General features: G+C 67.0%; 20 protein-coding genes and 1 pseudogene. 12 read left to right on the forward strand and 9 right to left on the reverse strand.

The features are described from left to right. Nucleotides 1-31: 31 nt before the first annotated feature. From K7711_RS22215 to K7711_RS22250, 8 genes and pseudogenes are all read left to right on the forward strand, one after another. The gene (locus K7711_RS22215) at nt 32-1,081 is read left to right on the forward strand and encodes an amidohydrolase family protein (protein WP_222971380.1); all 1,050 of its coding nucleotides are present in this window, start codon (nt 32-34) and stop codon (nt 1,079-1,081) included. A gap of 48 nt (nt 1,082-1,129) precedes the next feature. Continuing rightward, a complete protein-coding gene (locus tag K7711_RS22220) occupies nt 1,130-2,443 on the forward strand; it encodes a DUF3500 domain-containing protein (protein ID WP_222971381.1) in 1,314 nt (437 codons plus the stop codon). Nucleotides 2,444-2,484: 41 nt separating this feature from the next. Beyond that, nucleotides 2,485-3,480 (forward strand): 3,4-dihydroxyphenylacetate 2,3-dioxygenase, encoded by a 996-nt coding sequence (gene hpaD / locus K7711_RS22225; protein ID WP_222971382.1) that lies wholly within the window; start codon nt 2,485-2,487, stop codon nt 3,478-3,480. Between the two features lie 151 nt (nt 3,481-3,631). Continuing rightward, a pseudogene (locus tag K7711_RS22230) lies at nt 3,632-4,333 on the forward strand (RraA family protein); the annotation flags it as partial. Then, complete coding sequence (gene hpaH / locus K7711_RS22235) at nt 4,333-5,118, forward strand: 2-oxo-hept-4-ene-1,7-dioate hydratase (RefSeq protein ID WP_222971384.1); 786 nt, start codon at nt 4,333-4,335, stop codon at nt 5,116-5,118. The pseudogene K7711_RS22230 and the gene hpaH, both read left to right, overlap by 1 nt. Beyond that, the gene (locus K7711_RS22240) at nt 5,103-5,900 is read left to right on the forward strand and encodes an HpcH/HpaI aldolase family protein (RefSeq protein ID WP_308014883.1); all 798 of its coding nucleotides are present in this window, start codon (nt 5,103-5,105) and stop codon (nt 5,898-5,900) included. Before hpaH ends, K7711_RS22240 begins: the two co-directional genes overlap by 16 nt. Nucleotides 5,901-6,061: 161 nt before the next feature. Continuing rightward, nucleotides 6,062-6,556, forward strand: a complete 495-nt coding sequence (locus tag K7711_RS22245; RefSeq protein WP_222971385.1) for a hypothetical protein — start codon at nt 6,062-6,064, stop codon at nt 6,554-6,556. 35 nt (nt 6,557-6,591) lie between these two features. Further along, a complete protein-coding gene (locus K7711_RS22250) occupies nt 6,592-7,281 on the forward strand; it encodes a hypothetical protein (protein WP_222971386.1) in 690 nt (229 codons plus the stop codon). A 78-nt stretch (nt 7,282-7,359) separates the two neighbouring features. Here K7711_RS22250 and K7711_RS22255 read toward each other — a convergent pair whose 3' ends face one another. Continuing rightward, nucleotides 7,360-8,694: a hypothetical protein gene (locus K7711_RS22255; RefSeq protein ID WP_222971387.1), complete on the reverse strand. Its 1,335-nt coding sequence runs from the start codon at nt 8,692-8,694 to the stop codon at nt 7,360-7,362. Nucleotides 8,695-8,805: 111 nt separating this feature from the next. Here K7711_RS22255 and K7711_RS22260 point away from each other — a divergent pair, with 111 nt between their 5' ends. Then, nucleotides 8,806-9,282 (forward strand): MarR family winged helix-turn-helix transcriptional regulator, encoded by a 477-nt coding sequence (locus K7711_RS22260; RefSeq protein WP_222971388.1) that lies wholly within the window; start codon nt 8,806-8,808, stop codon nt 9,280-9,282. Nucleotides 9,283-9,325: 43 nt separating this feature from the next. Here the strand turns inward: K7711_RS22260 and K7711_RS22265 are convergent, their stop codons facing one another. The 6 genes from K7711_RS22265 to K7711_RS22290 are packed head-to-tail and all read right to left on the reverse strand — an operon-like array spanning nt 9,326 to nt 15,806. Continuing rightward, on the reverse strand, nt 9,326-10,885 hold the full coding sequence (locus K7711_RS22265) for an MFS transporter (RefSeq protein ID WP_222971389.1): 1,560 nt from the start codon (nt 10,883-10,885) through the stop codon (nt 9,326-9,328). Continuing rightward, nucleotides 10,882-11,745, reverse strand: coding sequence for a dihydropteroate synthase (gene folP / locus K7711_RS22270; protein ID WP_222971390.1), 864 nt, complete (start codon nt 11,743-11,745; stop codon nt 10,882-10,884). Before folP ends, K7711_RS22265 begins: the two co-directional genes overlap by 4 nt. After that, nucleotides 11,745-12,638: a bifunctional 5,10-methylenetetrahydrofolate dehydrogenase/5,10-methenyltetrahydrofolate cyclohydrolase gene (locus tag K7711_RS48475; RefSeq protein ID WP_222971391.1), complete on the reverse strand. Its 894-nt coding sequence runs from the start codon at nt 12,636-12,638 to the stop codon at nt 11,745-11,747. The genes folP and K7711_RS48475 overlap by 1 nt, the downstream gene beginning before the upstream one ends. A 30-nt stretch (nt 12,639-12,668) precedes the next feature. Next, a complete protein-coding gene (purU, locus tag K7711_RS22280; RefSeq protein ID WP_222971392.1) occupies nt 12,669-13,580 on the reverse strand; it encodes a formyltetrahydrofolate deformylase in 912 nt (303 codons plus the stop codon). After that, nucleotides 13,577-14,446 (reverse strand): methylenetetrahydrofolate reductase, encoded by an 870-nt coding sequence (locus tag K7711_RS22285; protein WP_222971393.1) that lies wholly within the window; start codon nt 14,444-14,446, stop codon nt 13,577-13,579. Before K7711_RS22285 ends, purU begins: the two co-directional genes overlap by 4 nt. Before the next feature lie 13 nt (nt 14,447-14,459). Continuing rightward, nucleotides 14,460-15,806, reverse strand: coding sequence for a hypothetical protein (locus tag K7711_RS22290; RefSeq protein ID WP_222971394.1), 1,347 nt, complete (start codon nt 15,804-15,806; stop codon nt 14,460-14,462). Between the two features lie 74 nt (nt 15,807-15,880). Here K7711_RS22290 and K7711_RS22295 point away from each other — a divergent pair, with 74 nt between their 5' ends. The 3 genes from K7711_RS22295 (at nt 15,881) to K7711_RS22305 (ending at nt 18,455) form a co-directional block, all read left to right on the forward strand. Beyond that, nucleotides 15,881-16,348 (forward strand): MarR family winged helix-turn-helix transcriptional regulator, encoded by a 468-nt coding sequence (locus K7711_RS22295; protein ID WP_222971395.1) that lies wholly within the window; start codon nt 15,881-15,883, stop codon nt 16,346-16,348. Nucleotides 16,349-16,445: 97 nt separating this feature from the next. Continuing rightward, complete coding sequence (locus tag K7711_RS22300) at nt 16,446-17,783, forward strand: hypothetical protein (RefSeq protein ID WP_222971396.1); 1,338 nt, start codon at nt 16,446-16,448, stop codon at nt 17,781-17,783. A gap of 81 nt (nt 17,784-17,864) precedes the next feature. Beyond that, nucleotides 17,865-18,455, forward strand: coding sequence for a TetR/AcrR family transcriptional regulator (locus K7711_RS22305; protein WP_308014884.1), 591 nt, complete (start codon nt 17,865-17,867; stop codon nt 18,453-18,455). Nucleotides 18,456-18,464: 9 nt separating this feature from the next. Here K7711_RS22305 and K7711_RS22310 read toward each other — a convergent pair whose 3' ends face one another. Further along, entirely contained in the window at nt 18,465-19,478 is a 1,014-nt protein-coding gene (locus K7711_RS22310; RefSeq protein WP_222971397.1) for a PucR family transcriptional regulator, read from the reverse strand. A 338-nt stretch (nt 19,479-19,816) separates the two neighbouring features. Beyond that, nucleotides 19,817-20,407 (reverse strand): TetR/AcrR family transcriptional regulator, encoded by a 591-nt coding sequence (locus tag K7711_RS22315; protein ID WP_308014885.1) that lies wholly within the window; start codon nt 20,405-20,407, stop codon nt 19,817-19,819. Between the last annotated feature and the right edge of the window lie 82 nt (nt 20,408-20,489).

Below are 20,489 nucleotides of genomic sequence, written 5' to 3' on the forward strand. Positions count from 1 at the left end.
ATCTTTATAGCAGAAGTCAGGAGAGGCCTGCATGACCGTCGTCGACATCAACATCCACCACCTGCCCGAGGACCTGTTCACCAACGAGGCGATGCTCAACGGATTCCTCAGCAGCGTCCCGCGCGGGTTCGGCGAGATCGCTCGCGTGGAGACCATGGACAGCGGCAAGAAGCACATGATTCTGGAGAAGCCCGCCGGCCATCAGAACCTCAACTACGTCGAGGGCGACTACTCGGCCGAGGCGAAACTGGCCGTGATGAACGACGCCGGTGTCGATTACGGCATCATGCGCGTTCCGGTGTGGCAGGAGTGGCTGGGGCTCGAGACGTGTAAAGCCGTGAACGACAACGCCTTCGAGATCACCAAGCGCTCGGAGGGGCGGTTGTTCATGACCGCGTGCGTCCCGCCGTGGGGCGGTAAGGAGAACATCTACGAACTCGAGCGCTGCATCGGCGACCTCGGGGCGGTCGGTGTGCAGCTGGCCTGTCACTACGGCCAGATCTATCTGGACGACCCGGTATTCGAGCCCTATCTGAAGGTCATCGAGAAGCTCGACATCCCGGTGATCGTGCATCACACGCCGCTGCCGGTCGAGTGGCGCACGGTGATCGACTACACGAACCTGCGCCGCGAGTTCGGCCGCATCGTCGACCAGGCGACCGCGGTGGGCCGCGAGCTGTTCAGCGGCATGTTCGACCGGATGCCCGGCCTGCGGTTCGTGCACACCATGCTCGGCGGCAACTGGTTCGCCAACCAGGCGCTGCTGACCCCGCACGTGTCGAACAAGAAGGAGTCGCTGGTCCGCCTCGATTCGACCGGCGGCAAGGAGATCCAGAACTTCATGGAGCGCAACATCTTCTTCGACCTGACCCACCCGCACTCCTGGGGCAAGGATCAGATCGAGTGCGCGATCAAGGTCAACGGCGCGGACCACTACATGTTCGGCTCCTCGTTCCCGGTCTTCTACGGCTGGATGAGCCAGGGCGTCAACTTCATGCAGAACGAGGTCGAGCTCACCGCCGAGCAGCGCGATCTGATCATGTACGGCAACGCCAAGCAGATGTTCAAGCTGCCGATCTGAGGCATTCGCCGGACCACCGCAGACCGATCACGACCGAGGCAGAAGGCGATGAGCAAGGACATACCGCAGGACGGCGAGGACATCGACGGTTTCTTCTCGACCGCGCGGACGGCCGGGCGCGAAGCGGCCGTGGAACTCCCGGCCGAGGGATACACCGCATATCTGTTCGACCGCGACGATCCGCAGATCGCCCGGTTCCGCGGGATGACCTACGAGGAGTTCGCGACCGACCGATATCTGTCCGCCGATTTCCTGCGGGATCTGCTCGGCGCCTGGGATGAACTGCTCGACGAGCCGTTCGTCGGCATCACCTCCGACGGTGTCGTCCGGGAGGGGCTCTACCCCCTCCCGGACGCGCCCGCGAGCGATGACAGCGAGGCGGTCGCCGCCGCGGAGCGGATGCTCGCGCTGCTCACCCCGCAGGAGTGCGAGAAGTTCACACATCCGCTGGGCGACAACGATTTCCGGGCATGGAGCAATCCGGAGTTCGTCTTCCATCGGGTCGGTCTGCGGCTGGAAGATCTCGACCAGGAGCGCTCGGACGCCTTCCTGAACCTGGTGCGGGCGTCGCTGAGTGCCGAAGGATATGAACGCGTCCGAGAAGCCATGGCGCTCAACGGTTTCCTCGGGGATCTGGTGGACCTGCCGACCATCATGAACGACCGCAGCTACTGGGCGTCGCTCTACGGCACACCTGCCGTCGGCGGCGCGTGGGGGTGGCAGTTGTTCGGACATCACGTCGCGGTCAACTTCGTCTCGGTGGCCGGACGGCACGTCGCCGCACCGGTGTTCATCGGGGCCGAACCGGCGATCTCGGACGGCGCCCGGCCGCCGATCTTCGACAAGCGGGAGCGGCTCGCGATCGAACTCGCGTCCTCGCTGGGTGCCGATCAGCGGGCGAAGGCCGTGGTGTACGAATCGGTGCTCGATCCGGCGATGCCCGAGGGCCGCCTGCACCCGGCGGACGAACGACACGTCGCGGGCGCGTTCCGGGACAATCGGGTAGTTCCGTACGAGGGCATCCGGGCCGGTGAACTCGACGAACGTCAGCGAAAGTTGTTGCGCGCCATCGCCGAGGACTTCCTGCTCATCCAGGACGTCCAGCGGATGCTGACGATGGCCGAGTTCGACGCCCATCTCGACGAGACCTGGTTCTGCTGGTACGGCGCGACCGACGGCACCCAGCCGACCTATCTGCGCATCCAGAGCCCGGTGTTCCTGGCCGAACTGGATCACCACGCGGGCGTGTGGCTGACCAATCGGCTACCGGCTCGATTCCACGTGCACAGCACGTTCCGGCTGCCCAACGGCAACGACTACGGGCGAAGCTATGTCGCCGAGTGGGAGTCGCGCTCCGACTGAGGAGCGCTCATCGACCGTCCCACAATCGTTTTGGAGTCATCATGCTACCTGTCACCAACCCCGATCCGGCCTTCCGGATCACCCGCGCGAGCCATGTGACCATGGCCGTCACCGATCTGGCGAAGAGCCGGGACTTCTATCGCGACGCCGTCGGCCTGGTCGTCACCGAGGAGACCGACGACACCGTGTACCTGCGCGGTCTGGAAGAGGCCGCGCACCACAGCCTGATCCTGGAGCAGTCCGACACCCCGCAGGCGCGTCGGGTCGGTCTGCGGGTGCGCAGCGATGTGGACATCCGGCTCGCGGAAAAGTTCTTCGCGGACAACAACATCGAGCATCAGCGGGTCGAGCGTGCGCATCAGGGGGCGACCCTGCAGTTCCGCGACCCGGTCGGCACGCTCATCGAACTCACCTCCGAGATGGACGTGGTGCCGCGCCGGATGCAGCACTACGACGAGTTCAGATCCGGTGCGCCGCAACGTATCGACCATTTCCAGGTGGTCACCTACGACGTGCAGAAGGCCACGGATTTCTGGACCGGGCTGGGCATGCGGATGTCCGAGTACACCGCCAAGGACGGCACCGACGAGTTGTGGGGCACGTGGATGGAGGTCAAGGGCAACACCCACGATCTGGTGTTCACCAACGGTCGCGGTCCGCGACTGCACCACTTCGCCTTCGCCGTCCCCGACGCCACCTCGCTGATCCACGCCGCCGACGTCGTCGGCGCACTCGGATTCGGCAACGAGATCGACCGCGGCCCGGGGCGGCACGGCATCAGCAATGCCCTGTTCCTGTACCTGCGCGATCCCGACCAGCACCGGGTCGAGCTGTTCAATACGCACTACCAGTTCATCGACCTCGAAACCCCGCCCATCCGCTGGGACGTCACCGATCCCCGGCGCGCGCAGCTGTGGGGGATGCCCGCCTCGCGTCGCTGGTTCTTCGAGGCCAGCGAATTTCCCGGCGAGCCGGTGCACGACCCGCTGTTGCAGGCCAACCCGGAAACCCTCGAGGGCTACCTCGGGATCCATTGACGGGTGCCGCACCACCTGACCAACTCGAACTATCGAAAGAAGTTGTCATGCACCACGGACAACACCCTTGTTCTCACCTACTCGCCGTGAACCACCGAATGCCCGAGGCGGAAGTCCGATGACGACGGTGGATGAGGGGAATCCCACGCAATTGTCGATCACGTTGCGGGACAAGCTGATGCGTGCGCCCGTCGCGGGTCTGTCGGCACAGTTGCGTAAGCGCGGGCTGAACAACGTGACGATCGAGGGGGTTCGGCCGCTGACGCCGGGCGGGAAGATGGTGGGCACGGCGCGAACGCTGCGGTTCGTGCCCAACCGGGAGGATCTGTTCGCTGCGCACGGTGGCGGATACAACGCGCAGAAGCGGCTGTTCGATGCGGTCGGCCCGGGGGAGATCATCGTCATCGAGGCGCGCGGGCAGGCGGGGTCGGGCACGTTGGGGGATGTGCTCGCGTTGCGCGCACATGTCGCGGGTGCCGCCGGAATCGTCACCGACGGGGGCGTCCGTGATATCGAAGCCGTTGCGGCGGTGGGGATTCCGGTCTACGCCGTGGGCGCGCATCCCGCGGTGCTCGGGCGCGTTCACGTGCCGTGGGACATCGACCTCACCATCGCCTGCGGCGGCACGACGATCCAGCCCGGCGACATCGTGGTCGGCGACGACGACGGTGTGATCGTGCTGCCGGCGGCCATGGCCGAGGACGTCGTGGACGACGCGCTGGCGCAGGAGGACGAGGACGCCTGGATCGCCACGCAGGTCGCCGCCGGACATCGGGTCGAAGGGCTGTTCCCGATGAATGTGCAGTGGCGGGCCAAGTACGAGCAGTCGCGCGCCGGGGAGCAGGACCACTGATGCTGCCCACCGAGACGATCACCGCCCTCGCCGACGAACTGGCCGAGGCCGGGCGCAGCCGCGGCGTCGTCCCGCGGATCACCGCCCGCTACCCCGACGCCGTCGTCGAGGACTCCTATGCGATCCAGGCGATGTGGCGGGACCGCAACATCGCCGACGGACGTCGGCTGGTCGGCCGCAAGATCGGCCTGACCTCGCGTGCGATGCAGGCCGCCACCGGAATCACCGAGCCCGACTACGGCGTGATCTTCGACGACACGGTGTGGGAGAACGGCGCGGTCGTGCCCTTCGACGACTTCTCCAACGTCCGCATCGAGGTCGAACTGGCCTTCGTGCTCGCCCAGCCGTTGCGCGGCCCGCACTGCACCGTGTTCGACGTACTGCGAGCGACCGAATTCGTCACTCCCGCACTGGAAATCCTCAACTCGCACATCGAACTCGAGGGTCGCACGATCGTCGACACGATCGCCGACAACGCCGCCTACGGCGGTCTGGTGCTGGGCGGTAATCCGACCGCACCGGGCGAGGTCGATCTGCGGTGGGTGTCCGCGCTGCTGTATCGCAACGAGGCGATCGAGGAGACCGGCGTGGCGGCCGGGGTGCTGAACCATCCGGCGACCGGTGTCGCGTGGCTGGCGAACAAACTGCATCAGCACGACGCGCACATCGGCGCGGGGGAGATCATCCTGGCCGGATCGTTCACCCGCCCGGTGTGGATCCGGCGCGGCGACAGCGTGTTGTGCGACTACGGACCGATGGGAACCATCTCGTGCCGCTTCGACTGACCCCCACCTTCCGAGATGTGCTGGCCACCAGCGCGCGTCCGCTGGCCGGGATGTGGGTGTGCTCGGGCAGTGCGCTGATCGCCGAGATCTGCGCGGGCAGCGGCCTGGACTGGCTGCTGATCGATATGGAACACGGCCCCAGCGGACTCGAATCTGTTCTCGCGCAACTGCAGTCGATCGCCGCGTACCCGATCTCGCCGGTGGTCCGGGTGGCCTCCGATGATCCTGTGCTCATCAAGCAGGTCCTGGACCTCGGCGCGCGGAACCTGTTGGTGCCCATGGTGTCTTCCGCGGAACAGGCCCGCCGGGTCGTCGAGGCGACCCGGTATCCACCGCGCGGTCGGCGCGGAGTCGGCTCGGCGCTGGCCCGATCGGCGCGCTGGAATCGCGTCGAGGGATATCTGACCGACGCGGATTCCCATGTGTCGCTGTTCGTTCAGGTCGAGACGATCGACGCGGTCGAGGTCGCCGGGGATATCGCGGCGGTCGACGGCATCGACGGCGTATTCGTCGGCCCCTCGGATCTGGCCGCGTCGATGGGCGTGCTCGGGCAGCAAGCCCATCCGGATGTCGTCGCCGCGGTGCTTCGTGCGTTCGACGCGGTCCGGTCCGCGGGAATTCCCGTGGGAGTCAACGCATTCGACCCCATCGTCGCCGACGGATACCTCACCGCGGGGGCTGCGTTCGTCCTCGTCGGGGCGGACGTGGCACTGCTGGCGCGCGGTTCGGAGGCATTGGCCGCCCGATTCATCGCCGAATCGGGGTCGAACGGCTCGGCGTGACACCGCCGCACAGCGGGCGGTGAGCATTCAGCAGCTCGTCGAAGCTGTTGCGGTAGCGGCACATTCGAATTCGGCCCGATCGGGCGGGCCGCGACCGAGCCGCGCAGATTTCCCGGCCGGATCGGGTCGGGAAGAACAGGAACACTCGAGATGAGGAAGTTATGAACACTATCTCCCGAGCCGGGACGTTGGCTGCCCTCGCGGTGGCCGCGACGGCGGCCGCCGGTGGCCTCGCCTCCGCCGCACCCGCGCCGGCCGTCCCGTCGCCGGTGGTCAACGCCGCCGAATCTCCCTCTGCCCCAAGCGATCTCGACCGCAGCGCGGCGATCGACAACGCGGTCGGGGCGGTGAGCAACGCCTTCAACAACGGCGCCAATGACGGCAAGCTGTTCGGCGGCGCGCTCGGCGCCGCGGTGGGCTGCCCCGTCGGCGCGATCACCGGTGGCACGCTGACCGTCCTGACCACGGCCGGGACGTTGACCCCGATCGGCGTCGTCGGCGGCTGCCTGCTCGGCGGCGTCACCGGCGGCGGGCTCGGCACCCTGGTCGGCGGCGCGATCACCGGTATTCCGCCGCTGGTCGGCACCGCCACCGACCAGTACAACCAGTTGCACGCCAAGGGATTCGTCTCCGCCCCGCTGCCCGCCGCGCAGTAGCTCCCGGCCGATCGCCGGACCTCCATCACGATGAAGTGAGTATCACCATGAAATACACCACCGCGGGAACCACGGTCACCGCACTGACCGCCGTCGCCGTCGCGCTCGGCGCGGGCTCGGCACACGCGGACGCACCCGCCGTCGACCCCGGCACTGTGGGCGTCCAGATCGCGCCGGGCATCCAGTTCACCGGTTCGACCACCGACAATTCCTCGATGCTGACCACCCCGATCGGGGCGGTGACGATGCACGACGGCCAGGTCTCGGTCCAGAACGCCACGCAGCAACAGGTTTTCGGCACGCCGCTGCACACGGTGGCGAGCGATCCGGCCGCGCCCGCCCCGACGCCGGTCGCCGCGCCCACCGCGCCCGCCGCCACCGGCGACGTTCTCGGTGACGTGCACACCGCCTGGCAGCAGGCCGGCGCATACACCGGTCTCGCGGCCGGAATCGGCGGTATGGCAGGCGGATTCGCCGGTGCGGCGGTCGGCTGCCCCGTCGGCGCGGTCACCCTCGGCAGTATGGTCACCGTGATGTCCGCGGCCGTGCTGACCGTGCCCGGCGTGATCGGCGGCTGTATGGCCGGTGCGGCGATGGGTGCGGCGGTCGGCGGCATGCTGGGCGCCGGAGCCGTCGGCATCCCTGTCGGTGTGGCCGTCACCGTGGACAAATACAACAAGATGCAGGCTCAGCGAGCCGCGACGCCCGCAGCCCCGCGTAGCTGACCCTTCCCGGCGGGATTCGCTGTCCGGATTCGGTCGCGACGGGTGAGGTGGCACCGCTGCGGTGCCACCTCGTCTCGGTCAGTTCCGCCGGTATCCCGCTCGGGCGAATTCGTTGTAGGGGCAGGGCTGTACGGTCGCGCGGATGACCGGGAGGCCCAGGTCGGCATCGGGCGCGGCGTCGTCGCCGGGATGATCGCCCCAGACGACCGTGACCTCCGTGCCGGGCACGGCTGTCTTCTCGGACACGAGCGCGAGGCTCAGCATCGTGCCGTAGGGGTCGCTGAAGGCCGTGTATTCGGTGTTGCCGACCGGTGCGCCGTCGCGTTCGACGCGCTGTTTGGCCAGCGTGTTCACGATTCCGTGGTCCGCGCCCAGCGCCCGCTGGACGTCGTCGGCGTCCAGCACCAGCGTCACCTTGTGGCGTCGATCGGCCTCGCGCAGCGCGCGCAGTGCATCGCGGCCGAGGAAGTCGTGGTCGAAGGAGATCGATCGCCCGTAGTCGAGTTCGTAAGGGGTGCAGTAGTAGTCGGCGATGTCCGGTGAGTAGAAGCTGCCGTGCAAGGGCTGCATGCCGTCCGGCGTGTGCAGTGGCAGCCACGAACGGTAGGCGGTCTGCTCCGCGGTCGCGTCGTAGATCGCCGGGACCGGTGCGGGGATCCAGCCGCCCTCGGCCTGGGCAGTCGGGTAGGCCTGCGAGCCGACGAGTTCGAGCCCGAACTGTTCCCCGGCCGCGATGAGCGCGTCCTTGACCGCGGCGCGGTCCGCGTGGTCGCCGATGAATTCGTAACCGGGCTGGCCCGCCATTCCGTGCCGGAGCGCGCGAAAGGTCTTCCCGGCCAACGTGACATAGGTGGTGTGGAAGAATTTCGTCACCGGCAGCGGACCGCCGAAGGCCGCTTCGATCAAGCGCTGCGCCGAGGGGCCCTGGATCTGATACCGGAAGAACGGCGGGATGTGCTCGGGGTCGCGCGAACAATCGGGATCGCTGGTCAGCTCGACGTCGTATCCGCCTTGCCGCGCATGGTATTTGATCCAGTTCTGCGCGGTCGGCCGCCCGGTGATCACATAGTCCTGTTCGCCGCGGCGCAGCAGGATTCCGTCGCCGACCAGGAAACCGTTCTCGTTCACCGTGACGAGCTGCTTGGCCTGGTCGACGGCGAATTTCCGATAGTCGTTGGCGGTCAGCTCGCTGAGCATCCGGGTGGCGTCCGGACCCGAGACGAAGGTGTCCCACATGTGGTACGACAGGTCCAGCAGGGCGACCGTGTCCTTCCAGGCGGCCTGCTCCACCCGCCAGCCCGAATACTCCGGCGTGACAACAGGCGGAGTCCAGATCCGGGGGTCGTCCGTCCAGCGGAGCCGGAGCGCGGAACCAGCCTGTTCGATGCCGTCCTGGAGGCTGGGTGATGCCATCATGCGTTCCTCTCGTCGAAACTCGCGTCATCCGAGCGATCTAGATGACAGATATATGGCATCATAACAGACAACTGATAACTAGTATCGTGTCCGAGGAGGTCTACACGGATGAATGACGACGTGACGGCATGGGACGACCAGCTCACGCATGTGCTGTGGCGGGCGCAGAACGCCGCGCATCGCCGGGTGCAGGACTCGTTGGACGAGCTGAACGTGACCACGACTCAGCTCGGGCTCGCGGTCCATCTCGGTCAGCTGGGCCCGTTGTCCGCGGCCGATCTGTCGAGAATGTTCCACATCGCCCCGCAGAGCGTGGCAACGGCGCTCAACCGCCTGGAGAAGCTCGGGTGGGTGCGTCGGCGCACCCACCCGATCCACGGACGGGTCGTGCTCTTCGAGCTCACCGATTCCGGCCAGGCCGATGTCGCGCGCGGCCGCGAGCTGATGGCCACGGCCAATGCCGAGGTCACTTCTGTCCTGGCGGACAGCGAGACCGTGATGCTGATCGAACTGCTGCGCAGAATCACCATCGGTGTCGACGGGCCCGATCTGCCGGCGGTCTCGGCCTGGCCGGTCAAGGGGTAGTGCAAGGCCCGGGTCCGGACGAGCCGAACCCGGGTGCGAGGCACTAGATCCGGGTTCTGCGCACGCCGATGAGCACCAGGGCGATGACTCCGGCCAGCAGCATGCCGATACCGGCGATCAGTGCGCAGGTGTGCAGGGCATCGCCGAAACTCACGCCGTAGGCGGCATGCGCGAGCGCGGTGCCGCGACCGCTGCCCAGGTGCAGGAACGCCCCGGCCTGAATACCGGCCTTGGACACGATGCCGGCGACCATGCCCTGGTCGCCGATGCCCAGACCGGAATCGGCGAGGTGCCGGGGCAGTGCGGCCAGGAGGCGATCGGTCAGGACGACACCGAACACCGCGGGACCCAGTGCACTGCCGATCTGCCGCAGCGCGCTGTTCGCCGTGCCTGCCGTACCGGCCAGGTGTGCGGGCACGCTGTTCACCGCGATCGTGGTGATCGGCGCCAGCGCCAGCGCGATGCCCAGGCCGAACAGTCCGATGACGAGAACCGCGGTGGCCGTGCTGGTGTCGGCTCGGAAGAATCCCATGCACAGCGCCGCGACCCCGCCGATCGTGAGACCGGCGATCAGCACGAGACCGGGTGTGAGCCGGTACATCATCCGGCCCAGGGCGGGGCCGAGCAGCACGGCGAAGCCGTTGAGCGCGATGAGCAGGACGCCGATGTCGAGCGTCGAGGCGTGCCGTACCAGGCCGAAGAACTCGCTGAGTGTGAACACGAGCCCGACCTGGGCGAACAGCGTGATCGTCATGACCAGCGCGGCACCGGAGAAGGCGGCCGAGCGGAACAACCGGACGTCGAACATCGGGGTGGGGGAGCGCAACTCCGCCAGCACGAAGGCGGGCAATGCCAGCACGGCCACCACGAAGGCGATCACCGCGCCGGGGTTGCCCCATCCGGCGGCCCCGCCCTGGATGACGCCGAAGACCAGGCCCGTGAGCCCGACGATGGCCAGCAATTGTCCGGGCACGTCCAGGTGGCGAGTTCGCTCGACGCGGGACTCCGTCAGTGCGACGGCCGCGATGATCAGGGTCGCCGCGCACAGGACGAGTTCGGGTAGGAAGATCCAGCGCCAGCGGAAGTGTTCGGCGATGAGCCCGCTGAACACCGGTCCGAGGGTCAGGCCCAGTCCGAGCGAGCCGGTCCACAGCGCGATCGCGGCGGCTCGGCCGCGATGATCCTCGCGAGCGTGGCTGACCAGCGCCAGCGTCGTGGGCATCATTGCGGCGGTACCCATTCCGGCGAGTACGAGTCCCACGTAGATCTGCACCACGCTGTCGGCGGTGAGACAGACCACCCAGCCGACGCAGGACACTGCCATCGCGGCCAGATAGATCCGCTTCCTGCCGTATCGCTCACCGAGCGTTCCGAAGGTCAGGACCAGGACCGCGGTCGGCAGGATGAAAGTGTCGGTGATCCATTGGAGTTGACTGGTCGAGGCATGCAGTCCGGCTCCCAGGATCGGCAGGGCCGCCGATACGCCGACGAGCGGAAGATAGGAGACGAACGCGCCGAGACACGCGAGGGCGATAGTGATCCTGCCCCGGTTCGGCGTTGCGGATACTTTGGCGGACAACCGGTTCGGTGGTTTGACGGTCATCGTGTGTGGATCCTCTCGGGTGTAACCATCGTGGCGAGATATGGATCATGTTCCGGCGCAGGCGAATACAACTGGCTCCCGACCTCGCGGGCGATCGCCGTGGCGGTGACGTCGTGCACGCGAACCGCCCATGCCACACCTGCCGCGGCGAGATGGGAAGACACTGCCGCGGTGGCGATATCGAGCTCGGCCGTGTCCGGCGAGCTTCCCGCGACGGCGGCGACGAATCGTTTTCGCGACGCTCCGACGAGTACGGGTGCGCCGATGGTCGCGATGGTGTCCAGCCGAGCGAGAATCGCCCAGTTCTCGGCCGCGGACTTCGAGAAGCCGAGCCCCGGATCGATCACGATCTGCTCCGGCCGCACCCCGGCGGCGCGTGCTCGGGCGATTCGCCGGAGGAGTTCCTCTCGCACATCGGTGACGACGTCGTCGTAGTGCACCAGCGTCCCGCTGGGCCCGTGCGAATGCGTGACGACGTAGCGGTGTCCCGATCGCCGCACCACCCGGAATATGTCGGGGTCCTCGCCGCCGGACACGTCGTTGATCATGGTCGCACCCGCGCGCACGGCAGCCTCGGCGACCTCGGCGAGCGTGGTGTCCACACTGACCGCGACGCCGTGCGCGGCCAGTTCGCATATCACCGGGATCACCCGGCGCCGCTGCGTTCGCGAATCGACCCGCATCGCCCCGGGACGAGTCGATTCGCCGCCGACATCGATGATGTCGGCGCCCTGTGCGGCGAGTTCCAGCCCGCGCGCTATCGCGTCGTCGTGTTCGGCGTACCGTCCGCCGTCGCTGAACGAGTCCGGGGTGACGTTGACGATGCCGACGATCTTCATCTCGGATTCTCGGTTCCGCATCAGGCCGAATGAGCCGTCGTCCGGTGCCCGGAGGGCGAGGTGAGCTGCACGGACTGTTCTGCGGCGGTGATGGTGTTCGACAGCAGCACGGCGACGGTCATCGGCCCGACCCCGCCGGGCACCGGCGTGATGGCGCCGGCCACCTGACGCACGCGCTCGAAGTCGACATCGCCGACCACCCCGTTCGCCGTGCGGGTGATGCCGACATCGATGACGGTCGCGCCCGGCCGGATGTGCTCCGCGGTGATCAGCCCCCGCACCCCGGTGGCGGTGATGACGACGTCGGCCGAGCGGGTCAGCGCCGCGAGGTCGGCGGTGTACTCGTGCGCCATGAGTACGGTCGCGTCGCGCTCGAGGAGCATCTGCGCCATCGGGCGCCCCACGAGTGCCGATGTGCCGACGACTGCGGCTACCTTGCCGCGCAACGTGATTCGTGTCGTGTCGAGCAGCCGCATGACTCCGGTCGGGGTGCACGGACGCAACCCGGGGACGTGCCGGGCCAGGCGACCGGCGTTCACCGAGCCGAGCCCGTCGACGTCCTTGTCCGCGGGAATGCGATCGATGAGCGCGGCCGAATCACGCACGGACGGCACGGGTAGTTGCAGCAGAATGCCGTCCACTTCGAGACTTTCGGCGAGTTCGTCGATCACTCGCTCGATATCGCCTCGCGTGGAGTTCGACGGCAGCCATCGGTGCTGGTCGCCGAACCCGCATTCCGTGGCGAGACGTCGCTTGTTGTCGACGTAGACCTGGCTCGCCGGATCGTCGCCGACGAGAATTGTCGCCAGACCCGGCGCCCGACCGGAATTCAGCCGGAATTGCTGCACACGGTCCGCGACGTGACGTCGAATATCCCGGGCGATGGCCGAACCGTTGATGATGGTCGCAACCACGCTGAACCTTTCGTCGGTGGTTGTTGTGGGTCAGGAGAAGACCACGGTGTGATTGCCGGTCCGGATGATCCGGTCCTGGCTGTGCCATTGCACGGCGCGGGCCAGCACCGATCGCTCCACATCGGCCCCGCGGCGTTGCAGATCGGCGGTGGTGTCGGCGTGCGTGACCCGCACGACGTCCTGTTCGATGATCGGTCCCTGATCGAGTTCCTCGGTGACGTAATGCGCTGTCGCACCGATGAGTTTCACCCCGCGGTCCTTGGCCTTGGCATAGGGCCCCGCGCCGACGAACGCCGGCAGGAAGGAATGGTGGATGTTGATGATCGGCACGCCGACCTCCTCGATGAAACCGGCCGAGATGATCTGCATGTACCGGGCCAGCACGATGAAATCGACGTTGCCGCGCAACAGCCGCAGGTGTTCGTGCTCGGCCGCGGATTTGTCCGATCCGCTCGACGGGACGTGGAAGAACGGAATGCCGAAACTGCGCACTTCCTCGGCGGTGTCGGAGTGGTTGGACACCACCATCGAGATCGTCACCGGCAGTTCGCCCCGCCGCTGCCGCCACAGCAACTCGACCAGGCAGTGGTCGGATTTCGAGGCGAAGATGGCGACGCGTTTGGGGACGCTCATATCCCGGAGGGTGAACTCCAGATCGAAGCCGCCCTCGGCGAGGCGGGAAGTCAGTGTGTCATCGATGTCGGGGAGTACGGCGGTGAGGTTGTCGACCCGGAATTCGGTGCGCTGGAAGAATTCTCCGCCGTCGAGATTGTCGGAGTACTGGTCCAGCGAGATGATGTTCGTGCCGAACTCCCGCAGCACCGACCCGACGGTGGCGACGATTCCGGGGCGGTCGGTGCCGTGCACGATGAGCGAGGCGATGTCGCGCACGGGCCGGGTGACGGTGCTGGGGATGCTGATCGTGGGCTGGGTGATGGTCATCGCGGGGCGCCCTTCCGGAAATCCTCGATCCACTCGGCCGTGGTTCGGATCCCGCCGAAGGTGTAGAAGTGCACGCCGATACGTCCGTGCCGGGTGTGGTCGTATTCGCCGATGAGCCTGGTGATGAACCGGTCAGGTCCGGCGGTGCCCAGCAGATTGGTGAGGGAGAACCCGTATTTCTTGGCGATGCCCGCGCTCGTCCCGACACCGAAACGCCTGCCGTAGCCGATGAGGCGTTTGATGCCCGCGGGTCCGGGCACGCCGATCCGGATCGGCAGATCGATACCGCGTTGCCGGACCCGGGCGCACCAGTGCAGGGCGGCGTCCACGTCGAAGCCGAATTGGGTGATGATCTCGCCCCGCACGCCGAGTTCCGCGATCGCGGCGGCCTTCTTCTCCAGTGCCGACCACAGCGTGTGGTCATCGATGTGCGGATGACCTTCGGGATAGCCGCCGATGCCGATTCGCTCGACGCCGTAGCGCTCGACGATGCCCGACCGGATCAGATCGATCGTCTCGTCGTATGGCCCCTCCGCACGGGCGGGATCACCGGCGATCAGGAAAAGCGCTGCGGCAGTGTGGTCTTCGTGCAGTGCGTCCAGGAATGTCTCGAGCTCGAGTTCGGAGGCGATCCGCCGGGCGGAGATGTGGACCACGGGCTCGAAGCCCGCGGCGCGCACGGCCGCGGCGGCGTTGCGCCGCATCGCGAAATCCTCGTTGCCCAGGAACGTGACGTTGATGCGGGTGCCCCGGGGAATCACCGGCGCCGCATGGTGCAGCGCGGCGATGTCCTTGGCGGTCATCTCCAGGGAGAAGTCGGCCAGCACCCCTTCGTCCCGCATCGCGTCGAGGGAAGAAATGGTCATGATCGCGCGTGCCCTACCCCTCGACCGTCGCGTTCGAGCGGTACCGGGTGCGGGTGAACTCGTTGTACGGCGAGGGCTGGACGGTGGCGCGAATGCGTGGCAGACCCAGGTCGGCATCGGGTGCGGTGCCCGCTCCCGGGTGATCACCCCAGACGACCTCGACCTCGGTGCCGGGTGCGGTGTACTCGTCGTCCACCAGGGCCAGCGACAAGATGGTGCCGACGGGGCCGATCGTCGCGGTCCAGAAGGTGATTCCGGCAAGGCCGCTCGCGGTCTGGATGCGGTAGCGGCCGTAGCTGAGCTGGAATCCGTGGTCCGCGCCGAATTCCCGGTCGACGTCGTCGCGGTCGAAGACCAGCGTCACCCGGGAGCGATGAACTTCGTCCTTGGCCTTGTGCAGGGCATCACGCCCGGTGAAGTCGTGGTTGAACGAGATCGATCGCCCGTAGCCCAGCTCCCAGGGCGAGCAGTAGTAGTCCTCGATGTTCTCCGAGAAATAACTTCCGTGCAGCGGCTTGCGGCCCTCGTAGGAGAACAGGCTCAGCGATCTGCGGTAGGGCTCGAGTGCGGGATCGGTGTAGATCGCGGGTGTGGGCGTCGGGATCCATCCGCTCTCGATGCCGTTGCTGAAGTAGGCCAGACCGCCCACGCGCTCGATGCCCGCATCGGTTCCGGCGTTCAGCAGTGCGTCGCGAACCGCCTCGTGGTCCTGGTAGCGGCCGATGAACTCGTATCCGGCCTGACCCGACATCCCGTGTCGCAGTGCGCGAATCCGCTTTCCGGCCAGCGTGACGTGCTGTGAATGGAAGAACTTGACCTCGGGAAGCGGCCCGCCGAACGCGCGCTCGACGACTTCCATCGCCCGCGGTCCCTGGATCTGGTAGCGGAACAACCGTGGATCGCGGTCGGTGCGGACCGAGGAATCCGGGTCGGTGTCGAATTCGACGTCGTAGCCGCCTTTTTCGCCCCAGTACCGCACCCAGCTCTGCGCGGCGGGCACGCCGCTGAGGGTGTAGGCGTTCGCGGCCTCCCGCAGCAGGATTCCGTCGACGATGATGTTGCCGTCCTCGGCGACCGGGATGAACTGCTTGGCCTGGTCGATCGCGAACCTCTCGTAGTCGTTGGCGCTGATCTCGCGCAGCAGGCGGGTCGCGTCCGGACCCTCGATGCGCGTGTCGAACATGTGGTACGAGAGGTCGAACAGCGCCACGCCCGAGCGCCATGCCTCCTGTTCGATGGCCCAGCCTGCGTATTCGGGTGCCACCACCGGCACCGACCACGGTTCGACGCCTGGCTTCCAGAGCAGATTGACGGCCGATCCGGCCTGTTCGATGCCGTCCTGAACGCTTGGGTTGCCCACGGTGTGCTCCCTGCCACTTCCATAGTGTGTATGTGTACGAAATCATACGCACTATGCTGGATAGCATGTCAAGCGTGAGTGAAGAAACAGAAGAGGTTCAGGGGCGACTCGCCTTCGACGATCAGCTGGCAGACGTCGTCGACGCGATCAACAATGTCGCGCGCAAGCTGGCCCTGCGCGGGGAGGACATCCGCCGCGAGATCGTTCCACTCACGGGCACCGAGGTGGAGGTGCTTCGCGAGATCATCCGGAGTCCCAGTACCAATCCGACCCGGATCGCCACGGCCACCGGCCTGCGGCGCAGCAATGTCAGTGCGGCAGTGCGGGTTCTGGAATCTCGCGACTTCATCACGAAGGAGCAGAGCGCCGAAGACGCGCGTTACGTGCAACTCACGGCCACCGATCTCGCTCTGGAAAGTACGCAGAGTGTCCGGGCGTTGTGGGTGCGGCGGCTGCGTGCGGCCGCGCCCGAGGAACTCCTCGAGCAGGCCGTGACGTTTCGTGAGGTCCTGATGGCGCTGGATCAGGCTCTCCGGCACTGAATCACGCTGCCGCCGTTCGGTTTCGAAGGCGGCGGCTCTCGGTTGGATGGTGTGCGAACCCATTGACATACATATGGCATTGTGGCATACATCTGTCATGCGAATTGCTCATCGCGACACCTACGACGCGGTCAAGGCCGACCCGACCGCACCGCTGACGGTCGAGCGGCCGCCGCTGTTCAGCCCCGCCGCAGCGGCACAGGACGAAGCGAATCCGACATCGGCGGTCGGCCGGTTCGGGGCGATGCTCCTGCCGCTCGAGTACACGACGTGGGTGGACGAGTCGACCTCCTACGTCGATACCTGCTATCTGGGGGATTGGTCGCCGCTGAGCAAGGCGCGCATTGAGGGTCCGGGTGCGGGCGAGTTCCTGAGCCGACTGGGGACCAACGACCTGAGCGCGTTCCGGGTCGGTGCGAGCAAACATCACCTGCAACTCGACGACAACGGCTGGATCGCCTCGGAAGGGATCCTCCGTCGCACCGGCGCACAGGAATACGTGTACACCGCCGGAAGTACGAGCTGGTTGCAGTGGCAGGCCGGGCTGATCGGGCGCGAGGTCGAGGTCACGGACGTGTCGGCGGAGAGTTTCGTCTTCGGGCTCCAGGGTCCGCGCTCGCTGATGGTGCTGGAACTGCTCACCGATGCGGATCCGGGCTCGATCCCGTTCAACGGCAGTATGCGGATCGATGTGGCCGGGACGACCGTGGACGTGCTGCGTACCGGTATCTCCGGCGAACTCGGCTACGAACTGCACGGTCCGGCCGAGGCGGCCGACGAGATCTGGCGAGCCGTCCGCGACGCGGGCCGGGTGCACGGCCTACGACAACTAGGTTTTCGCTCGCAGCCGGTGCAGCACGTCGAGGCGGGCATCGCCACCAGCGGGCTCGACTATCTCCCGGCGTCCATCCTGACTCCCGGCGCCCCATGGGAATTCACTCGCGGACTGCCGGGCGGCAGTTTCGTCGCGGGCGAGGTGACCGAATACTTCCGTCGGCCTGCGGAACTCGGGTGGCGCGGCCGGGTGCACAGGGGGCACGAGTTCATCGGGCGCGAGGCTCTTGCCTCGGCGGGTGAGCCCGCACGCACGCTCGTCGGGCTGGAATGGAACGTCGAGGATGTCGTCGGGATCTACCGCGCGCTGTTCGAGACCGGAGACCGGGTCGATCCGATGGAGATGCCGAAGGCGGCCGGGCCGTCCTTCGATCGCGTGCTGGTCGACGACGCGGATGTCGGTGTGTCCAGCGGCCGGGAGTACAGCGCGAACCTGCGCGGCACACTGTCGTTGGCGGTGATCGAGCGGGCGCACGCCGAGCCCGGAACCCTGGTGACGGTCGTGTGGGGCAGGCCCGGCACCCGCCAGGTGCCGGTGCGTGCGACGGTGCGCCGCTTGCCGTTCAAACCTGACCGTCGTCGGATCGACCCGAATCGCTAGTGCGCCACCGGCGCCAGCGCGGTGATCGATTCCCGGTCGACACCGAGTGTGCGAGTTCGCCGGTCGGTTAGGCTCGACGGCGTGGAAATCGGTGCCGTGTCGACCAGTGGCGTCGCGACTCGGCCCGGTTACAGCGCGGCCAAGCAGCGAACGATCGATACGGCGCTACGGCTGTTCGCCGAACACGGCGTCAGCGGCACCTCGTTGCAGATGATCGCCGATGTGGTCGGCATCACGAAAGCCGCTATCTACCACCAGTTTCGGACCAAGGACGAGATCGTGGTGGCGGTCGTGGAATCCGAACTGGCCGGGTTGGCGGCGGCGGTGTCGGTCGCCGAGTCCCAGGACGACGCGGTGCGAGCCCGGCAGGTGCTGGTCGAGCAGGTGGTCGCGCTCGTGGTGCGGCGCCGGCAGTTGGTCGGCATGTTGCAGACCGATCCGGTGCTGGTGCGCTCGCTGGCGGAGAACGCGCCGTTCCAGCGGATGATCGAGGGGCTGATCGCGGCGCACATCGGCGATGTGGGCGACAGCGGGGTCAAGGTGAAGGTCGCGATGGTGTCCGCCGCGATCGGCGGTGCGGTCACCCATCCGCTCGTCGCCGACCTCGACGACGAGGTGCTGTACGCCCATCTGCTCGAGATCACCCATCGGCTGCTCGAGATCCCCGGCTGACCGCGCTGTTCACCGGGCGACGGTGAGCAGTCCGGCCTGGCTGCGGGCGATCACCGCGGACCACAGCGTCCACTGGCCCGACGGGATCAACGGATCGAAACCGGTGAGCACCGCGACCCGTTTGAGTCGGTAGTCGACGGTGTTGACGTGGATGTTGAGCCGGTGCGCGATCGCCTGACGGCTCAGCACGCCGGGCAGGTGCAGACGCAGGGTCTGCATCAGATGCGGGGCGTGTTCGATCGGGGCGAGCACCGCGGCGAGTTGGTCGCGGGCCGGACCGGGGCGGGTCAGTTGATACTCCACGGCCAGATCCGCGAGCCGGTACAACTTGCCGATGCGGCCGAAAACCAGTGCCAGATCGAGTAATTCGTGCGCTCGACGGACCGCGTCGCCGATCGCGCCCGGTGTCGCGGACGTGGTGGCCGCGGTGAGGCCGACTCCGGCCGCGGAGGACAGCCGCGTGAGTATCCGGTCCAGGATCGCCTCGTCGACGGGGGAGGGGATCAGCAGGGTGCCGCCCTGATCGGACAGCCGCGCCAGTGCCGTGCGGCCGGTCCGGCGTTCGAGTTCCAAGGTGACCCTGGTTCTCGCGGTCGGACGCAGCGGGCCTTTCCTGCCGCGCAGGGGAAATGCCACCGCCACTACCGCGTAGGAGGGCGCCACCGCGATACCGCATTCGCGGGACAGGCCGGTGGGGTCCTCGCCGTCGAGCAGCGCGGAGATCAGCCGCTGTCGCGGGGATTGGCGATCGCCGAGTTCGGTCAGATACGCGGTCGAGATCGTCGCCAGCACCGAGGTCAGGGTTTCTACGACCGCATCGGGCAGTCCGGAGTCCGTCGCGGCGCACGAGTCGAGACGGTAGGCGTGCACGACACCGTCGGTCAGGTGTTTGTGCACTGCCGCCAACGGAATTCCCGCTTGCGCCCATTCGATCGCGGCGGTCTCGGCCTCGTGGGTGGTCCGGGTGGAGGCGACGCCCTCGACGATCGAGCCGACCAGGACGCGGCCGGCCCGGGTCGCCATCGGGTCGGAATCCGTCGGGGGCGGTGAGAGGGCCAGAGACGTCGAACCGCCTGAGTTCATCTCTGTCTCCGATTCTCGTCGTCGAGTGGTGAACGGCGGGAGATGTCGGAATATCGCGCAGTGCCGAACATCGAAACCGTGACCTAGCCGATCAGCTAGTCAGAGGCTAGCCGAACGGCAAGCCGGGGACAAGACCTCTTCTTCCGCAGATCGGCGCTGTCGGTTGCGGCAATGATTCGGCGCCCTCGGAAAACCTGAACTAGCCGATCAGCTAGCTGGTATGGCATAATGTTCGACCGGCGTGCGGTACCGGCTTCGAATGCTATTTCGTGCGCGTATCAACCAGGCAGCCGGAAGAGTCGTTGCGCCAGATGCATCAAATGGGATCGCAGGGTTGCGTTGTCGAAATTCGCGACCAGAGGATGTGCGGCCGCGCCGCCGATGGCGGCCATCAACATCGCGGCCGGAACCTCCGGAGTCCCCGTCGAATCACCCGTCTCCAGCACCGCGAACAATCGATCCATGACCCGATGGAACGGCTCGTAATCGGCGAGGAACTCGACGATGACCGGATCGGTCTGCAACATCCCGACCAGGCCGCGACGTTCGATGGTCAGGTCGATCATCCGGCTCAGCACCATCTCGCGTGCGGTCACGTCGCACTGTTCGGCCTCGGCCTCGTCGACCGCGGCCTCGAGCCAGGCCAGTTCGGTGGTGGCCACGCCGAGCACGATCTCGAACTTGGTGCGGAACTGGAAATAGATCGCCGCCTTGGTCACCCCGACCGCGTCGGCGATCATCTGCAACGACGTTCCGCCCACTCCGTGTTGACCGAACAGTTCCACCGCCGCGGCAATGGTGCGCGCCTGTGCCGGGCTGTACGCACCACGATCCGCCGAATCTGCCGGCGCGGTGTCGAGGGAACTCACAGGACGAGAATAAGCGATAAATCAGCTGGGCGGTAACCGGCGAGGCGGTTTTCCGCCGATGGCGGTGTCGCTGTTGTGGGCG

Source organism: Nocardia coffeae (genome assembly GCF_019890715.1).
In the GTDB taxonomy this organism is placed as follows: domain Bacteria; phylum Actinomycetota; class Actinomycetes; order Mycobacteriales; family Mycobacteriaceae; genus Nocardia; species Nocardia jiangxiensis.